This is a genomic window from Nocardia cyriacigeorgica GUH-2, from assembly GCF_000284035.1.
GTDB lineage: Bacteria > Actinomycetota > Actinomycetes > Mycobacteriales > Mycobacteriaceae > Nocardia > Nocardia cyriacigeorgica_B.
Window position 1 is genome coordinate 6,158,914 of sequence record NC_016887.1, and the last position, 16,066, is coordinate 6,174,979.

A 16,066-nucleotide genomic window follows, 5' to 3' on the forward strand; every position below is an offset into this window, starting at 1 on the left:
ATCGATGCGCACGCCGCGGGGACCGCGCATGTTCGATGCCGTGGGGTGCTCCGCAGGTCCGGTGAGCAGTCACCGGGCCGCTCCGCAGGTCGCGCGCACGCGCCGTGCAATCCACGGCGATCGGGTGCGGCCGAGAGATGGAATGGACGAAGAACATATGTATGCCGCCAAGACCACCGAGTCGATGAGCATGCGCCGTCGTGGCGCGCACCGGCTCCGCCAGGGCGTCCTGTTGACCGCGGCGGTCGCCGCCGCGGGCGCGTTGCTCGTCGCTCCTGCCCAGGCCGCGCCCCACCTACCGTCGGGATCGGCGGAAATGGCCACCGAGCCGGTGCCGCCGCAGGCCAACTTCGCACCGCCGAGCCTCAACCCCGGCGAGGGCGAGGTGGTCGGCGTCGCACAGCCGATCATCATCAACTTCAAGGAGCCGGTGGGCGATCGCGCCGCCGCCGAGCGCGCCATCAAGATCACCTCGTCGAACCCGGCCGAGGGCCACTTCTACTGGTTCAGCGACAAGCAGGTGCGCTGGCGGCCCAACGAGTTCTGGCCGGCCGAGACCGACGTCGTGGTGGAGGCGGGCGGCAGCCGCAGCGCCTTCCGGATCGGTGAGGCACTGATCGCCACCGCCGACGACAACACCAAGACCATCACCGTCACCCGCAACGGTGAGGTGGTCAAGACCATGCCGACCTCGATGGGCAAGCCCGACCACGAGACCCCCAACGGCACCTACATCGTCGGCGAGAAGCGTCGCGAGATGGTGATGGACTCCTCCACCTACGGTGTGCCGATCGACGATCCCGAGGGCTACAAGCTCGACGTGGAATACGCCACCCGCATCTCCAACAGCGGCATCTTCGTGCACGCCGCGCCCTGGTCGGTGGGCCAGCAGGGCGTGTCCAACGTCAGCCACGGCTGCCTCAATGTGAGCACCGAGGACGCCAAGTGGTTCTTCGAGAACGTGAAGAAGGGCGACGCGGTGATCGTGCAGAACACCGCGGGCGGCACCCTCAACCAGCGTGACGGACTCGGCGACTGGAACTGACCTTCCGCACAGACCACAACGGCGGCGCGTCCCTTCCGGACGCGCCGCCGTCGTCTTTCCGCTACCAGATCTTCACGCGCTCTTCCGGTTCCAGGTAGAGCGCATCGCCCGGCTGGATGTCGAAGGCCTCGTGGAAGGCGTCGATATTGCGCACCACCGCATTGCAGCGGAACTCCGGCGGCGAATGCGGATCGGTGGCCAGCCGGCGGATGGCCTCTTCCGGACGGGCCTTGGTGCGCCACACCTGCGCCCAGCCGTAGAAGATCCGCTGCAAGCCGGTCAGCCCGTCGATGACGGGCGGCTCGGCCCCGTTCAGCGAAATCCGATACGCCTGCAACGCGATCGAGAGCCCGCCCAGGTCGCCGATGTTCTCGCCGATGGTGAACTCACCGTTGACGGTGTGCTCGTCGGGCAGGTCCTTCGGCGACAGCACACCGTACTGATCGATCAAAGCTTTGGTGCGCTTGGCGAATTCGGTGCGGTCCTCGTCGGTCCACCAATCGACCATATTGCCGTCGCCGTCGTATTTGGCGCCCTGATCGTCGAAACCGTGGCCGATCTCGTGCCCGATCACCGCGCCGATGCCGCCGTAGTTGGCCGCGTCGTCGGCATTCATATCGAAGAACGGCGGTTGCAGAATCGCTGCGGGGAACACGATTTCGTTCATTCCGGGGTTGTAGTAGGCGTTGACGGTCTGCGGCGTCATATGCCATTCGTCCCGGTCCACCGGGCCGCCCAGCTTGTTCAGATCGCGGTCCACTTCGAAGGCATAGCCACGACGGTAATTGCCCACCAGGTCGTCGGCGGCGATCTCCAGCGACGAGTAGTCGCGCCAGCGGTCGGGGTAGCCGATCTTGGGGGTGAACTTCTCCAGCTTGGCCAGCGCGGCCTTCCTGGTGTCCGGGCCCATCCATTCCAGCTCGGCGATATTGCGGCGGTAGGCCTCCCGCAGATTCTCCACCAGCTCGACCATGCGTTCCTTGGCCGCGGGCGGGAAGTGCTGTTCCACATACAGTTTGCCGACGGCCTCGCCGAGCAGGTCCTGTACCAGCGACACCCCACGCTTCCAGCGTTCGCGGTTCTCCTGGGCACCGGTGAGGGTGCGGCCGTAGAAGTCGAAGTTCTCATCGACCAGGGCGTCGGTCAGATACGGGGCGCGCGCCCGCAGCACCCGCCACATCGCCCACGCCCGCCAATCCGGCAGCGACTCCTGCTCCCATGCACGGGCGAAGACGCCGAGGTACTCCGGCTGACGCACCACGAGTTCGGCGAACAGTTCACCGGCATCCTTGGCGACGTTCTCCGACAGCGCCGAACCCCAGGCCTGCCAATCGAATTCGGGATGCTGTTCGGCCAGCTCGGCGAAGGTCCGCAGGTTGTAGCTCAATTCGGCCTCGCGGCGGCGCACCACGTCCCAGTGCCCGGCGGCCAGCTTGCGCTCGAGTTCGAACACGCGCTGACCCACCGGCTCGGCCGGCAGCAGCCCGGCCACGGACTCGTCGGCGGCGGCGAGGGCGAACATCCGATCGATATGGGCGATGTAGGCGGCGCGGATCGCGTCGAATTCGTCCTGGCGGTAGTAGGACTCGTCGGGCAGGCCGATTCCGGACTGGGTGAGGTTCACCAGGTAGCGCTGGGAATTCTTGTCGTCGGTGTCGACGTAGACCGCGAGCGCGCCGCCGACGCCGGTGCGTTGCAGCCGGCCGAGCAGGGCCGCGAAGGCGGGCCGGTCGGCCACCTCGGCGATGGCCGACAGCTCGGCGGCGATCGGTGCGAGCCCGGCGGCGGCCACCCGCTCGGTGTCCATGAAGCTCGCGTACAGGTCGGCGACCTTGCGGCCTTCGCTGCCCGGCGCGCCGCCGGCCTGCTGGATGATGGCCTTCACATCGAGTTCGGCCTGGTCGTAGAGCGTGCGGAAGGCGCCGTCGACGGCCCGGTCGGCGGGAATCTCATACGACTGCAACCAGGCACCGTTGACGTGCGCGAACAGGTCGTCCTGCACCCGGACGGCCGGGTCGAGGTGGGACAGGTCGATACCGGAGGGGCTGGTCAGTTCGGAGGTCACGACCACCAGTATGCCGGTGGGCGTGACCTCTGTGGGGTGCCGTTCAGGCGGGCAGGATGATGCGGTCGAACTCGCCGGCGATGGCGCCGTCGAGGAAGGCCTGCCACTCCTCGGGGGTGTAGGTGAGGGTGGTGGCGCGGTGACCGAGGCTGGTGTGGCCATCCTCGGCGGTGTGCACGGTCAGGACGCTGGTGGCGGCTGCGCGCCCGGTGACGGTGTCGATGAATGCGGTCCATTCGCAGGCGGTGACGGTGATGATGGGCTCTTCGTCGGGGCGATTGGCCGGGTTGCGGCGATATTTGCTGTCACGGATGAGCACCGCATCACCATCGAACCGAACCTCGACACATTGGTTGCCATTGTTGGATCTGCTCGATGTGAACCAGCCGCGGGCATGCGGCCGGTACTTCGCGGTGGTGGCCATGGGCCGCATTTTACCCGACCACATACCGTCTGAGCAGGGATAATGAGTCCTCTCTCGACAGCGATTGCTCCAGCGCGCGCACGAACGCGAAGCTCAGATCGCGCACCTGCTCCGGGTCGTCGACGGCGCCGCCGAACACCGCGCTCTCGGCCCAGCCGAAGGTCGGCAGCCGCTCGCTCGCGAAATCGATCAAATGGAAGCTCGATCCGCCCAGCACCGCCCCGGCCGGTGCGGTGAACGGGATGACGCGCACCTCGACGTTGTCGAGTTCGGTCATCAGGTCCACCAGATGCCGCAGCTGCCCGGACAGCACATCCGGCCCGCCGGTCTGCTGTCGCAACGTGCCCTCGCCGACCACCGCGGTCAACTCCACCGGATCGGGGGCGCGCAACCGCTGCTGACGATGCATCCGGATCGCCACCAACTGTTCCACCTGCACCGGCCGGATCATCACATCGGCGCTGATCAGCGCCCTGGCATAGGCCTCGGTCTGTAACAGTCCCGGCACCACCGAACTGTCGTAGCTGCGGATGCTCTGCGCGCCGTACTCCATGCCGTAGAGGCGCTGGAGTTCCGGGCCGATCAGCGCCGAGGACTTCGCCCACCAGCCGCGCTGTTTACTCGCCCGCAACAGCTCGAGCAGTTCGGCGCGTTCCTCGGGTTCCACCTCGAGCTGGTCGAGCACGGGGCCGATGGTGTTGGTGGTCAGCACCCGCCTGCCCTTTTCCACATGCGACCAGTTGGCCGGGGTGAAGCCGACCAGCTTGGCGAACCCGGCCGAATCGAAGCCGCGCTGTTCGCGCAGCTCACGCAGCCGCAGCACCAATTCCCAGCGGGCAACTGTCGGCGACACGGGTGCCATGGCTGCCGATGCTACGCCCGCTCGAGTCCCCGGCGTGTGACTATTGTCAGCGCTGGTAAGCCGGGCTACTGTCGAGTTCAGCGGTCGATCCCACCTGTACGAGATCCACCAGCGCCGAGGGCGAGGTTCGTCATGAGTACGTCCCGCACCGATTCCGAGCCGGGCAGCTATCCCGCGTCCGGTCCACGCCAGAATCCTTACGCCGACTCCGATCCGACGGCCCGCTGCCGTCGATACCGCACCGAACACGGCCTGTTCGCCGACGTCGACCAGACACTGGGCCGCATCATGCTCGAGATCGGGGCGGTCGGCGCGGTGGCGATGCCCGCCGGGCTCGGCAAGCGGGTGCAGGACCGGCTCGACAGCCGGGGCATGCGCAACGGGCCGATCATCGCGCACCCACGGTCGGCGCGCTGGACCTTCCTCACCGAACCGGTCGACGACTCCTACCTCGACACCGAACTGTTCGCCGATCTGTTCCGCGAATGCGCGTCGGTGGCCTTGCCCGGCAGCCGGATCGTGCTGCCGTCCCCGGCCGACGAGCACAGCGGCTACCGCGTCTGGATCAATCCGCCGCAGGGCGACTACCGACCGGAATTCGGCGATGTGGTGGCCGCGACCAGGGCAGTCGCGGTCAGGGAGCGGGAGTCGGGGTAACGCCGATCTTGTCCTCGATGCGCTGATTCCATTCGCGTTCGCACTGGTCGATCGCGGCCTGATCGTTGCCCGCCTTGCTGACGCAGTCGTAGAAGTCGGTGAAGCCGGTCTCCTCGGCGAAGCCCCAGTAGAGGATGCCCGCGATGACGGCGCCGATGATCGCGAGCGCACCCAGGACGAGCCCGATCCAGGCCATCACCGCCCCACCCGCTCGGCCCCGCATCGCCTTGATCACCGCGATCACGCCGAAGATCACCGCGAACAGGCCGAACAGCACGCCGCCGACAACGGTCCAGAAACTCAACGCGGCAAGAATGCCGAGCACCAGCGCGGTAATGGCCATGCCTTTACGCTGCGGCGATTCCTGCCAATACTCGGGCTGACCGGGGTATTGGCCGGGCTGCGGGGGCGGATAGTTACCGGGAGGAGGCGGATACTGCGACATGGTGGTCCTCTCGGTCGGGGGCCGTCGGCCGGGCTTGGATTGATCGCGCCCGCCGGCCTTCGATGTTAATGGCGTATGGGCGCGAATCGGCGTGGCGACGGACCTGTCCGGCGCGCCGGTTACGGACCGCCCAGGCGCGCGTGCATCTCCCAGACCAGGACCTCCGAGGGCATCCGCGCGGTGATGCGCTGCCCGCCCGAGCGGGTCATCCGCACCGCGTCGCCCTCGTAGAGCGGGCCGACGCCCTCCATCTCGACCTCACCGCGGGAGACGAACACATGCAGGTAGAGCGCGTCCGGCAGTTCGATCACCGAATCCGGGCCGCCGGGTTCGGTGGCCGCGAGCCGGGCCACATGCAGCGCGGAATGGGAGCTGTTGATGGCGATGGCGGTGCGATCGCGATAGCGGGGCAGCCCGGAGGCGACGGTGACCAGGCCGCCGCCGGCCAGCTGGTCGTCGATCTCGAGCTGCTGGTAGCCGGGGTCGACGCCGGGCTCGTCGGGCAGCACCCACATCTGCACGAAATGGACCGGTTCGTCGTGTTCGGGGCGATTTCCGTCCAGTCGCCAGGAATCGTTCTTCTCCGAATGCATAATTCCGGTGCCCGCGCTCATCCGCTGGGCCAGACCCGGATAGATGATTCCGCTGTGGCCGAGCGAATCCTGATGGACCAGGCTGCCGCTGAGCACCCAGGTGACGATCTCCATATCCCGGTGCGGATGGGTATCGAAGCCCTGACCTGGCAGAACAATATCCTCGTTATTCACCAGCAACAGCCCGTGATGGGTGTTATCGGGGTCGTAGTGCTGGCCGAAGGAGAACGAGTGTTTCGAATCGAGCCACGAGATACGTGTTTTCATGCGATCGCCGCCGCGATGGACGTCAATATGCGGAGTCGTGAGTGTGGACATCGCGGTCCTCCTCTCGGGCTCTGGCACCATCGCCTTTCCGGTCGAAGTACCGCGAGCGCGACCGCGGGCGCGCGATACTCCCGATTCCTTGTAAATTGTCTGCACTCGGCATTTTACGCGAGCGACCAGCGGATGAACGGTAGGTGAGCAGTACCGGCCGATCTGCCGAATCGGCGTGGCGGCGTAACAGAATGTGCCCCAAGGGAACCGGAGGGATGGGCCGGATGCGACCGGAAACACTCGCCCGCGTCGAGCGGCAGCTCCGCACCGAGGCACAACGCGACGGCATCACCGACTTCGTGGTCGGGGTCGCCGTATTCCGGGACCGGAAACTGCTGGTCGTGCGGCGCGTGCCGGATGATTATCACGGCGGTATGTACGAACTGCCCGGCGGTGGTGTGGAAACCGGGGAAAGCTTCGCCGAGAGCGTGGCCAGGGAACTGCACGAGGAAACCGGGCTGCGGGTGCGCGCGATCACCGATTTCCTGGGCAGCTTCGACTACGCCACCAGAACCAAAGCCCGCGTCCGCAAATTCGCCTTCGTGGTGGAGGCGGAACCGGGTGAGGTGGAACTGGCGCCCGGTGAACACGACGCGTACGCCTGGATCGATGCGCAGGCGCTGGCCGAGCTGCCGATGGCGCCGGATATGCGGGAAACGGTGAGTTCGCTGGTCAGCACCGGAATTCGCTGAAAGCGCGCCCCTCGGCGCCCTGCTCGCGGCCAGGAACACCGCCGGTTCCGGGTAGCCTCACGGCCGTGTCCGATGCTCGCCCCGACAACCGCCACGCGGCGGACGAATCCGGCGAGCCGGGCACCGCATCGCTGAGCACGCTCGACAAGATCAGGGCGTTCCGCACCGCCCTGCGGGAAAGCCCCGGTGTGGCCCGGCTGGCCTTGGTGCGCTTCACCGGGCAATTCGGTGACGGCATGTTCCAGGCGGCGCTGTCGGGGGCGATTCTGTTCAACCCCGAACGCGAGACCGACCCGCTGGCCATCGCGGCCGGATTCGCGGTGCTGCTGCTGCCGTATTCGTTCATCGGCCCGTACGCGGGAGCACTGCTGGACCGCTGGGATCGGCGGGCGGTGCTGCTGGTGGCGAATGTGCTGCGGGCGGCTCTGATCGCGGTGGTGAGCGTCGGGCTGCTGGCCGGGATCGGCGAGACGCCGCTGCTGCTGCTCGCGCTGGCGGTGGTCGGGATCAGCAGGTTCGTGATGGCCGGGGTGTCGGCCGCGCTGCCGCGGGTGCTGGCGCAACGCTGGCTGGTGCCGACCAATTCGGTGCTCGCCACCATAGCTTCGGGCTGCGCCGGGGTCGGGGCGGCCACCTCGGTGGCCGTGATCGGGCTGATCGGCGCGGGCGATACCGGGTCGGCGGTGGCGGTGGCCGCGAGCGCGGCCGGGTCGGTGGCGGGTGCACTGCTGGCGACCGGATTCGCGGCACGGGCGCTCGGCCCGGAAGCCGGGGCGACCGCGCGCACCGGCACCGTGCACGCGATCGCCACCGGACTGCGCACCGGCGCCCGGGCGGTATGGGAATCGGCGCAGGTCACCACCGCGATGATCGGCATCGGCACGCATCGGATCGTGTTCGGGATGAACACCCTGATCATGGTGCTGGTGCTGCGGCAGGCGCCCTCGGACGGCTCGGGTGTGGACAGCGGGCTCATCGGCTTCGGCGTCGCCATCGCCGCGACGGCCGGCGGCATGCTGGTGGCCGCGGTGGTCGCGCCCGTGCTCATCCCGCGACTCGGCCGGCCGCGCACGGTGGTGGTCGGCCTGGTGACCGCGACGGTGGTGCAACTGGTGCTGGTGACGCCCATCGCGGTGGCCGAGGCCGGCGCCGCCGCACACCGCGCCCATCAGCTGCTGCTCGCCGGGGCCTTCCTGTTCGGGCTGGCCGGCCAGACCATCAAACTCACCGGCGACGCCGCCATGCAGATCGATATCGACGACACCCGCCGCGGCCAGGTGTTCGCCCTCCAGGACACCGTGTTCAACGTGGCATTCGTGCTGGCCATCGCACTGACCGCGCTCGTGGTGCCCGCCAACGGCCGCTCGCTGGGAGTAGTGGCGGCCGGGGCGGCCATCTACTGCGCGGGCGTGCTGGCCATCGCGCTCAACACCAGCCGCGGGCGCGCGCCGGCCCACTGAGCCGCGTGTCCAGGCGGATCGGCCAACCTCGCACATCGACCCCTCGAACGTCGGCGAAGTTCGTCGATCCGGCCCGGACCGGCTGGACGAGCAGCGCGATCAGGGCTGCTCGCCGGCTGCGAACCCGGCCGGATCCGCAGGAGTCTGTGACTGGCCCAGCGACGCGTTCACCTGGACCTCCAGGTTGAACTGCACCACCAGCCCGGCGGGGTTGCCCGGCTGCACATCGGGCCGGACGAAGGGATCCACCGGGGGCATGAGCTGCGGCAGGACCTGCCCGGTCACCGGGTCCGGCGGTGGCGCGGGGTGCGAGGTCTCGTATCCGGCAGGGGAGTCGGGAGCATCGGCCGCCGGCGGGCCCTCACCTCGCACGATCCAGTCCAGGGGTTCGCTGGCGGCGTCGGCGGTGCTGCCGGTGATCTGGTGGTCCCAGACGCCGTGGCCGGAGGGGTCGGTGAAGAAGGCGTCGAGTACGCCGTCGTCGTTCAGGTCGAGGGCGGCGACGTCGGCGACGCCGTCGCCCTGGGTGTCCCAGAGAGCGTCATCGATCAGGCCGTCGCCGTCGAAGTCCAATCGCACGGCATCCGGCGATCCGGCCAGTTCCAGGTCCGCCTGCGTCGACCAGACGTCGACGGTGCCGTCGCCGGTGCCGAAGGCGTACTCGATCTCGTTCATATCTGCTTGGACGCGGCGCGCGGCGATCCGGTTCCACCCGGATGAACATTCGTCGATTCCCGGCTCCCATCCCTGGTTTCCGGCTCGCGGCACGGTAAGTTGATCTTCGTTTGATCCGGAGGGGCCCCGGATGCGGCGAGATCGCGGCACAGGCACGCCCGCGGGATCAGGCACCGTCCGTTCCGATCCGACCCGGGAGCCGCCGCGCCATGGGACTTCTGCCGAACCACCTCGGTATCCGCGCCCACGCCGCCGCCCCGTTCCGTCCCGCCCTGTTCGGTGTGCTGCTCACCGGTGTGCTCGCGGTTCCCGCGCCGGTCCAGGCGGCACCGTTTCCGTGGGCGCCGCCGCCGGTGAACAGTTGCGGCGAGGTCGGTTTCGATCCGCTCGCGCGGGAACCGGATCCGTCCCAGCCGCCCGCACCACCGCTGCCACCGCAGATCGATATCCCGATCCCGGTCCCGCAGCTCACCCCGGTGCCGGTGCCCGATCCGCCGCAGGACAACACCCGGATCGTGCCGGAACCCCTGCCGAGCGATCCGTGCCGCAACCCGTGCCCCGATATCCGTGACAACGCGAAGCCGGAGGAATCCGCGCCCGCCCCGCAGTCACCGCCGGCGCCGGGATCGGGGTCGAGCAGTGGGTCCGGTTCCGGCAGTGGGTCCGGCAGCTCCTCCGGTTCGGCCGAGCCGATCAAACTGCCGAAGATCCAGATCAAACCCGAAATCGAGCCCATCCCGATTCCGGTACCCGGTGAGCCCGGCGATCCACCGCAGCCCGCACCGCCGCACGTGACGCATCCGGCCGAGCCCGGACCGCTGAGCCCCGCCGTGGCGCCGGCCCGGGTGGAGTCGGTGCGGCTGGTGGAGCAGGTCACCGGGCCCGGCTCGGAGAACCGCACGGATATGCGCTGGCAGGTCGACGGCACCGATCTCGGCCTGATGTGGGAGAACCGGCCGGGCGAGGTGGCCGTGGTCTTCGGCGACACCTTCGGTAAGGGCTGGAGCGCGGGCGGGGCCGGCGGCGAGGACGAGGACTGGCGCAGCAACGTCCTCGGCTACAGCACCGACCGCGACCTGTCCGACGGGCTGACCCTCGACACCATGGTGCAGGACAGCCGCTGCCACGCCGCCGAACTGCTGGGCAGCCGCAAGGTGAAGAACTGGGAGACCACCACCATCCCGACCTCCGGCTTCGCCCTCGGCGACCGGCAGTACCTGAGCTACATGTCGGTGAATCGGTGGAGCCGCATCCCCGGTCTGTGGTGGACCAATTACGGCGGCATCGCCTACTCCGACGACAACGGCAGCACCTGGGTCAAGGATCAGCACGCCAAGTGGGAGAACCTGTTCGGGCTCGGCCGGTTCCAGGTGGCGGCGATGGTGCCGCACGGCGACTACGTCTACATGTTCGGCACACCCAACGGACGCATCGGCGTGATCGGCCTGGCGCGGGTACCCAAGGACGAGGTGCTCAACAAGTCGGCCTACCAGTACTGGGTCGGCGGCACGTGGGCGCCCGCCTCCGAAAACCTCGCCACGCCACTGGTTCCCGGGATCGCCTCGGAGCTGTCGGTGCGCTATGACGCGGAATCGGATCGCTGGCAGATGGTGTACCTGGACTCGGCGCGCGGCGCGATCGTCCTGCGCACCGCCGCGTCACCGCAGGGCGCGTGGACCGACGCGGTGCCGCTGGTGTCGACCACCGACTATCCGAAGTCCTACGGCGGCTTCATCCATCCGTGGTCGACGGCGAAGGACCTGTACTTCACCATCTCGGCCTGGGACAGCTACAACGTCTATCTCATGCACGCCCGGCTCGATCAGTAGCGCCGGAACCGCACCGTCTGGCCCGGCCGCGCCTGCGCCATCAGGTCGATATCGGCGTCGGCCACGACCGCGATCACCGGATAGCCGCCGGTGATCGGATGATCGGCGAGGAACACCACCGGCTGCCCGTTCGGCGGCACCTGGATGGAGCCGAGCGCGACGCCCTCGGTCGGAAGTTCCTGTGCGCGACGGCGTTCCAGCTCCGGGCCGGTCGCGCGACGTAGCCGCGCACCGATGCGGTCGACGTCAGCACTGACCGACCAGGTGCCCGCGAACAGCGCGGCCGGATCGGTGAACCAGTCGTCACGCGGTCCGGGAACGGCTCGAACATCCAGGACCACAGGCAGTTCCGGCAGCGGCGCGAGCTCGATGATCGGAAACGTCCGTGGCGCAGGGCCGATGGGCACCGCATCGCCGGCACGCAAGGGCTCCGGACCGATCCCGGACATGGTGTCGCGACTGCGCGAACCCAGCACAGGCGCGACATCCACCCCGCCGCGCACCCCGATATAACTGCGCAACCCGGTCGACGCGAGCCCGAGCGAAACCACCTGGTCCGGTTCGAGTTCCAGCACACTCGCGTGCCCGACCGGCCGGCCGTCGACCGTGATCGGTGACGGCGCCCCGGTGACGGCGAGGGTGGTGTGGCGCATCGTCCGCAACCGCACCCCGCCGAGCAGCACCTCGATCCCCGCGTGGCCCTCCGGATTCCCGACCAGCCGATTCGCCAGCCGCAGCGCGCCGCGATCGGCCGCACCGGAAACACCCACGCCGGAGTCGAACCAACCCGGCCGGCCCAGATCCTGAATGGTCGCCAGCGGACCCACCCGCTCCACCAGCAGTCTCGCATCGTCGTCGGTCATCGACGCCTCCCCGCGCGCATCATCGTCGGCTGCCCCACCCTGATCTCATCGCCGCGCCCGAGCGTCGACGAATCGTACCGCGGTTCCGGCCCGGATCAAGGCCGGCGGATCGCGGTCGACGTCCCACATGGTTAGCTCGGTGCGCCCGATCAGCTGCCATCCGCCGGGCGACTCGCGCGGGTAGACCGCCGAAAACCCTCCTGCCAAGGCAACGCTGCCGGCCGGGATGGCGACGCGCGGCTCGGCGCGACGCGGGACCGTGAGGCGGTCGTCGGGGGAGCGCAGATAGCCGAACCCGGGCGCGAAACCGACGAAGGCGCAATGCCATACGGTGCCGGTGTGCGCGGCGATCACCTCGTCGACACTCAGGCCGAGGATGCGGGCGACCTCGTCCAGATCACCGCCGTCGTAGTGCACCGGGATCAGCACCGGTTCGCCGCCGGGCGATGTTCCACGGGAAACGTCATCGGAATCGGTGCGCTCGGCCGGCTCCTCGAGCAGAGTGCGCAGGGCCCGGCGGACCGGCTCGGCATCGTGGGTGGATCGCAGTGTCACCAGCACGGTTTCGGCGGCGGGCAGCACATCCTGCACACCGTCGAGGCGTCGATCACGCAGGGTGGCAGCCACTTCGGCCACGGCGTCCGGTGGGGGAGTGAGCAGGAAGGCGCGGTCACCGGCCGGGCGGATCGCCCGCGCGGCGTCGTCGGTGCGCGATCCGGCAGCGCGCGATGGGCCGGGCCGGTGCGGCATCGGACCCGTCGATGTCGTCATCATCGCCTCCTCCAGGACCCCGATGGTACGACTCGCGCGCTCGAGGTACCGGCGATCGAACGCTTCGGATGTCCGGGGCCTGGCGTCGGTCGCAGGGCCGGTGCCGAGATAGGCGCCTACCGCGGTCGAGCGGGCACACGTCGCGCAGCCGGCTCAGCTGAACGGCGCCACCACCACACCGACCTCGTCGAGGGTCTCCCGAATCAGCCGCGCCATCTCCACCGCCTCCGGGGTATCGCCGTGCACGCAGATGCTGGTGGCCCGCACCGTCACCTCACCCGAACCGCCGACGGTGCGCGCGGTGCCGGACATGGCGATCGAGACGGCTTGGGCCACCGCCTCGTTGGTGTGCAGAATCGCGCCGGTGGTGCCGCGATCGGCGAGCCCACCGGACGGAGTGTAGCCGCGATCGGCGAACCCCTCGCCGATGAACCGCACCCCGATATGCCCGGCCGCGTGCTCGAGTTCGGTGCCCGCCGGGCCGAGCAGCGCGAGTTCGGGATCGTATTCGGCGACCGCGGCCAGCACCGCGTCGGCGACCTTCCGGTCCCGCGCGGCCGCGTGATAGAGCGCGCCGTGCGGTTTCACATACCGCACCCGATCGCCCTCGGCGCGGGCGAAACCGTCCAGCCCGCCGATCTGGTACAGCACCTCGTCGCGCAGTTCCGCGGGCGCCACCGCGATCGCCCGGCGCCCGAACCCGGCCAGATCCCGGTAGCCGACGTGGGCGCCGATGCGCACGCCCCGCTCCACGGCCGCCGCGCAGGTCTTGCGCATGATCGACGGGTCGCCGGCATGGCCGCCGCAGGCGATATTGGCGCTGGTGACGATGTCGAGCATGGCCGCGTCGTCGCCCATCGTCCACGGCCCGAAGCCCTCGCCGAGATCGCTGTTCAGATCCAGCGCCATGCCCGTCCTTCCCGTCGGTATCCATTGTCCCCGGGGTGTGATTCCGCAGACAAGGATCGCAGCCCGGGGCCGGTCGCGGGGTATCGGCCGCCGTCGGCGCCGGATTCGGCCGTGGTCGCGGCCGGGCCGGACCAGTACGCTCGGAGCAATCATGGCCACGTATTTCGACCCGAAGTCCTGGTCACCGCTGTGGGCAGTGGACTTCGGCAAGCGGCTGTTCGAGCAATCCTGGCTGGAGCAGTGGATCTCCTACACCACCGCCTGGGTGGATCCGGTGGCCGATCTGGGCGCGGGCACGGTGACCGCGCTCATGCCCGATGTGCTGCTGACCGTGCTCAGCGAAGGCATCCTCAGCCGCTTCGGCGGTCAGGAGGTCACCGCCACCCTGCTCGGCCACGATCTGACCGCCACCCTCGAGGTGTTGAAGGTGCGCCGCCGCGGCGCGCATTTCCAGACCAAGACGGTGCTCACCGATCTGCACTGGGACAAGCATCCGATCCGCGAGATGACGGTGATCGCGCACGGCGTGCGACTGATCCCCGGCGTCCCCACCAAGGTCCGCACCGCCCAGCTCGATATCGAAGGCACCGTCAGCACGGCCGCCCTGGTCGATTGGCTCAACGAACAACAGCTGGACTGGAAACTCTCACTCGCCCCGGACGGCCTGATCCGGGCCGTGCACCGGCAGCGCCGGATCACCGCGATCACCGACGCCTGGGTGCGCGAGAACATGCTCACCCTCGATGTGCGCCGGGCCGGCTGGTTCGGGGTGCCGATCCCGCGCCGGATGCGTACCGTGCGCCCGATCGAGCTGCCCGAACTGCCCAACAACGCGCGCGTCGTGCACGCCGTGCGCGAGGGTGAGCTGGTGCGTTTCCGCGTCGAGTTGCCCGAGGTCAGCGGTTCGTTCGACCTGGCGCAGATGCGTGCGGCCATCGTCGCGGGGACGACGCTGATCGTCTTCTGAGCCCGGCGACCGCGCTCACTGCTGGGTCTTCCACCACTCCAGCAGCGCGGCCTCGGCTTCGTCCCTGGTCAGCGGCCCACGATCGAGCCGGAGTTCCTTCAGGTACTTCCAGGCCTTGCCGACGTCAGGCCCCGGTTTCAGGTCCAGCAACTCCATGATGGCGTTGCCGTCCAGATCCGGGCGGACCCGATCGAGGTCCTCCTGCTCCTGCAGCCGCGCGATGCGGTGCTCGAGATCGTCGTAGGTGGCGCGCAGGGCCGCGGCGCGCCGCTTGTTGCGGGTGGTGCAGTCGGCGCGCACCAGCTTGTGCAACCGGGGCAGCAGGTCACCGGCATCGGTGACGTAGCGGCGCACCGCCGAATCGGTCCACTGGCCCTTGCCGTAGCCGTGGAAACGCAGGTGCAGGAACACCAGCCGGGCCACGTCCTCGGTGAACTGCTTCGGATATTTCAGCGCCCGCATCCGCTTGCGCACCATCTTCGCGCCCACCACCTCGTGGTGATGGAAGCTGACTCCGCCGCCCGGCTCATTGCGTTTGGTGTCCGGTTTGCCGATGTCGTGCAGCAGCGCCGCCCAGCGCAGCACCAGGTCGGGGTCGCCCTCTTCCTGGTCGATGGCCTGTTCCAGCACGGTCAGCGAATGCCAGTACACATCCTTGTGCTGGTGGTGCTCGTCGATCTCCAGTTTCATCGCGGGCACCTCGGGCAGCACGATCTGGGCCAGCCCGGTCTCGCACATGATGTTGATGCCGTCGATGGGGTGCGCGCCCGCGATGAGCTTGTCCAGTTCGGTGCGCACCCGCTCGGCGGTGATGCGTTCGATCTCACCGGCCATCTCGGTGATCGCGGTCTGGACCCGAGGATGCAGGGTGAAACCGAGCTGCGAGACGAAACGAGCCGCGCGCAGCATCCGCAGCGGATCGTCGCCGAAGGATTCCTGCGGCGCCGACGGGGTGTCGAGCACGCCGGCGAGCAGGGCGTCCATGCCGCCGAGCGGGTCGACGAACTCGAGCGCGCCATCCGCGCCGATCTTCACCGCCATCGCGTTGACGGTGAAATCGCGGCGCACCAGATCGCCTTCGAGGGTGTCGCCGAAGGTGACCTCCGGATTGCGGGAGACCCGGTCGTAGGAATCGCTGCGGAAGGTGGTGATCTCGAGCTGCTGATCGTCCTTGGCCGCGCTGACGGTGCCGAAGGCCAGGCCGCCGGTATCCCACAGGTGGTCGGCCCAGCCGCGCATCATCTGCTGCACCTGCTCGGGCCTGGCATCGGTGGTGAAATCGAGGTCGGTGCCGAGCCGGCCGAGGATCGCGTCGCGGACGCTGCCGCCCACCAGATACAACTGGAAACCGCGCGCGGCGAACAACTCACCCAGCGGGGTCAGCACATCACCGAGACTGCCGAGGGTCACCGCCGCCGCGGCGAGCAGCCGGGTGCGGCGCTCATCGGGCGCGAGCTGCGCGGGATCGGACTGCGCGGGCAGCTGGGCGGG

Annotated in this window: 16 protein-coding genes; 6 read left to right on the top strand and 10 right to left on the bottom strand. The window is 68.8% G+C overall.

Annotated features, from left to right (window positions below):
- Positions 1 to 157: 157 nt before the first annotated feature.
- Positions 158 to 1,045: a L,D-transpeptidase gene (locus NOCYR_RS27665; RefSeq protein WP_014353728.1), complete on the top strand. Its 888-nt coding sequence runs from the start codon at positions 158 to 160 to the stop codon at positions 1,043 to 1,045.
- Positions 1,046 to 1,106: 61 nt separating this feature from the next.
- Here NOCYR_RS27665 and NOCYR_RS27670 read toward each other — a convergent pair whose 3' ends face one another.
- The 3 genes from NOCYR_RS27670 to NOCYR_RS27680 are packed head-to-tail and all read right to left on the bottom strand — an operon-like array spanning position 1,107 to position 4,396.
- A complete protein-coding gene (locus NOCYR_RS27670; RefSeq protein WP_416382479.1) occupies positions 1,107 to 3,119 on the bottom strand; it encodes a M13 family metallopeptidase in 2,013 nt (670 codons plus the stop codon).
- 34 nt (positions 3,120 to 3,153) lie between these two features.
- Positions 3,154 to 3,534 carry a DUF397 domain-containing protein gene (locus NOCYR_RS27675; protein ID WP_014353730.1) on the bottom strand — a complete coding sequence of 127 codons (381 nt, stop codon included), beginning with the start codon at positions 3,532 to 3,534 and terminating at the stop codon, positions 3,154 to 3,156.
- A gap of 10 nt (positions 3,535 to 3,544) precedes the next feature.
- The gene (locus NOCYR_RS27680) at positions 3,545 to 4,396 is read right to left on the bottom strand and encodes a Scr1 family TA system antitoxin-like transcriptional regulator (RefSeq protein WP_048833802.1); all 852 of its coding nucleotides are present in this window, start codon (positions 4,394 to 4,396) and stop codon (positions 3,545 to 3,547) included.
- Positions 4,397 to 4,528: 132 nt separating this feature from the next.
- Here NOCYR_RS27680 and NOCYR_RS27685 point away from each other — a divergent pair, with 132 nt between their 5' ends.
- Positions 4,529 to 5,053, top strand: coding sequence for a hypothetical protein (locus tag NOCYR_RS27685; protein ID WP_014353732.1), 525 nt, complete (start codon positions 4,529 to 4,531; stop codon positions 5,051 to 5,053).
- Here NOCYR_RS27685 and NOCYR_RS27690 read toward each other — a convergent pair.
- Positions 5,031 to 5,498: a DUF4190 domain-containing protein gene (locus tag NOCYR_RS27690; protein ID WP_048833803.1), complete on the bottom strand. Its 468-nt coding sequence runs from the start codon at positions 5,496 to 5,498 to the stop codon at positions 5,031 to 5,033. The two genes, NOCYR_RS27685 and NOCYR_RS27690, sit on opposite strands and share 23 nt — an antisense overlap.
- A 119-nt stretch (positions 5,499 to 5,617) precedes the next feature.
- The gene (locus NOCYR_RS27695; RefSeq protein ID WP_014353734.1) at positions 5,618 to 6,409 is read right to left on the bottom strand and encodes a pirin family protein; all 792 of its coding nucleotides are present in this window, start codon (positions 6,407 to 6,409) and stop codon (positions 5,618 to 5,620) included.
- 224 nt (positions 6,410 to 6,633) lie between these two features.
- On the opposite strand from NOCYR_RS27695, the gene NOCYR_RS27700 reads away from it, so the two are divergent.
- Complete coding sequence (locus NOCYR_RS27700; protein ID WP_014353735.1) at positions 6,634 to 7,101, top strand: NUDIX hydrolase; 468 nt, start codon at positions 6,634 to 6,636, stop codon at positions 7,099 to 7,101.
- A 131-nt stretch (positions 7,102 to 7,232) separates the two neighbouring features.
- On the top strand, positions 7,233 to 8,561 hold the full coding sequence (locus tag NOCYR_RS27705; protein ID WP_048834492.1) for a membrane protein: 1,329 nt from the start codon (positions 7,233 to 7,235) through the stop codon (positions 8,559 to 8,561).
- A 99-nt stretch (positions 8,562 to 8,660) separates the two neighbouring features.
- Here the strand turns inward: NOCYR_RS27705 and NOCYR_RS28025 are convergent, their stop codons facing one another.
- Positions 8,661 to 9,236 (bottom strand): hypothetical protein, encoded by a 576-nt coding sequence (locus tag NOCYR_RS28025; protein WP_014353737.1) that lies wholly within the window; start codon positions 9,234 to 9,236, stop codon positions 8,661 to 8,663.
- Between the two features lie 209 nt (positions 9,237 to 9,445).
- Here NOCYR_RS28025 and NOCYR_RS27715 point away from each other — a divergent pair, with 209 nt between their 5' ends.
- Positions 9,446 to 11,065 carry a DUF4185 domain-containing protein gene (locus tag NOCYR_RS27715; protein ID WP_014353738.1) on the top strand — a complete coding sequence of 540 codons (1,620 nt, stop codon included), beginning with the start codon at positions 9,446 to 9,448 and terminating at the stop codon, positions 11,063 to 11,065.
- On the opposite strand, the gene NOCYR_RS27720 is transcribed toward NOCYR_RS27715, so the two are convergent.
- The 3 genes from NOCYR_RS27720 to NOCYR_RS27730 all read right to left on the bottom strand — a co-directional run bounded on the left by NOCYR_RS27720 (position 11,059) and on the right by NOCYR_RS27730 (position 13,608).
- A complete protein-coding gene (locus NOCYR_RS27720) occupies positions 11,059 to 11,928 on the bottom strand; it encodes a biotin-dependent carboxyltransferase family protein (RefSeq protein ID WP_014353739.1) in 870 nt (289 codons plus the stop codon). The two genes, NOCYR_RS27715 and NOCYR_RS27720, sit on opposite strands and share 7 nt — an antisense overlap.
- A gap of 45 nt (positions 11,929 to 11,973) precedes the next feature.
- Complete coding sequence (locus NOCYR_RS27725; RefSeq protein WP_014353740.1) at positions 11,974 to 12,699, bottom strand: 5-oxoprolinase subunit B family protein; 726 nt, start codon at positions 12,697 to 12,699, stop codon at positions 11,974 to 11,976.
- A 153-nt stretch (positions 12,700 to 12,852) separates the two neighbouring features.
- On the bottom strand, positions 12,853 to 13,608 hold the full coding sequence (locus NOCYR_RS27730) for a LamB/YcsF family protein (RefSeq protein ID WP_014353741.1): 756 nt from the start codon (positions 13,606 to 13,608) through the stop codon (positions 12,853 to 12,855).
- 151 nt (positions 13,609 to 13,759) lie between these two features.
- Here NOCYR_RS27730 and NOCYR_RS27735 point away from each other — a divergent pair, with 151 nt between their 5' ends.
- Entirely contained in the window at positions 13,760 to 14,575 is an 816-nt protein-coding gene (locus NOCYR_RS27735) for a hypothetical protein (protein WP_014353742.1), read from the top strand.
- A gap of 15 nt (positions 14,576 to 14,590) precedes the next feature.
- On the opposite strand, the gene NOCYR_RS27740 is transcribed toward NOCYR_RS27735, so the two are convergent.
- A complete protein-coding gene (locus tag NOCYR_RS27740; protein ID WP_048834497.1) occupies positions 14,591 to 16,057 on the bottom strand; it encodes a CCA tRNA nucleotidyltransferase in 1,467 nt (488 codons plus the stop codon).
- Between the last annotated feature and the right edge of the window lie 9 nt (positions 16,058 to 16,066).

Coding starts and splice junctions, on each gene's coding strand:
- NOCYR_RS27665 (WP_014353728.1), top strand. CDS start 158: ATGTATGCCGCCAAGACCACCGAGTCGATGAGCATGCGCCGTCGTGGC.
- NOCYR_RS27675 (WP_014353730.1), bottom strand. CDS start 3,534: ATGGCCACCACCGCGAAGTACCGGCCGCATGCCCGCGGCTGGTTCACA.
- NOCYR_RS27680 (WP_048833802.1), bottom strand. CDS start 4,396: ATGGCACCCGTGTCGCCGACAGTTGCCCGCTGGGAATTGGTGCTGCGG.
- NOCYR_RS27685 (WP_014353732.1), top strand. CDS start 4,529: ATGAGTACGTCCCGCACCGATTCCGAGCCGGGCAGCTATCCCGCGTCC.
- NOCYR_RS27690 (WP_048833803.1), bottom strand. CDS start 5,498: ATGTCGCAGTATCCGCCTCCTCCCGGTAACTATCCGCCCCCGCAGCCC.
- NOCYR_RS27695 (WP_014353734.1), bottom strand. CDS start 6,409: ATGTCCACACTCACGACTCCGCATATTGACGTCCATCGCGGCGGCGAT.
- NOCYR_RS27700 (WP_014353735.1), top strand. CDS start 6,634: ATGCGACCGGAAACACTCGCCCGCGTCGAGCGGCAGCTCCGCACCGAG.
- NOCYR_RS28025 (WP_014353737.1), bottom strand. CDS start 9,236: ATGAACGAGATCGAGTACGCCTTCGGCACCGGCGACGGCACCGTCGAC.
- NOCYR_RS27715 (WP_014353738.1), top strand. CDS start 9,446: ATGGGACTTCTGCCGAACCACCTCGGTATCCGCGCCCACGCCGCCGCC.
- NOCYR_RS27720 (WP_014353739.1), bottom strand. CDS start 11,928: ATGACCGACGACGATGCGAGACTGCTGGTGGAGCGGGTGGGTCCGCTG.
- NOCYR_RS27725 (WP_014353740.1), bottom strand. CDS start 12,699: ATGACGACATCGACGGGTCCGATGCCGCACCGGCCCGGCCCATCGCGC.
- NOCYR_RS27730 (WP_014353741.1), bottom strand. CDS start 13,608: ATGGCGCTGGATCTGAACAGCGATCTCGGCGAGGGCTTCGGGCCGTGG.
- NOCYR_RS27735 (WP_014353742.1), top strand. CDS start 13,760: ATGGCCACGTATTTCGACCCGAAGTCCTGGTCACCGCTGTGGGCAGTG.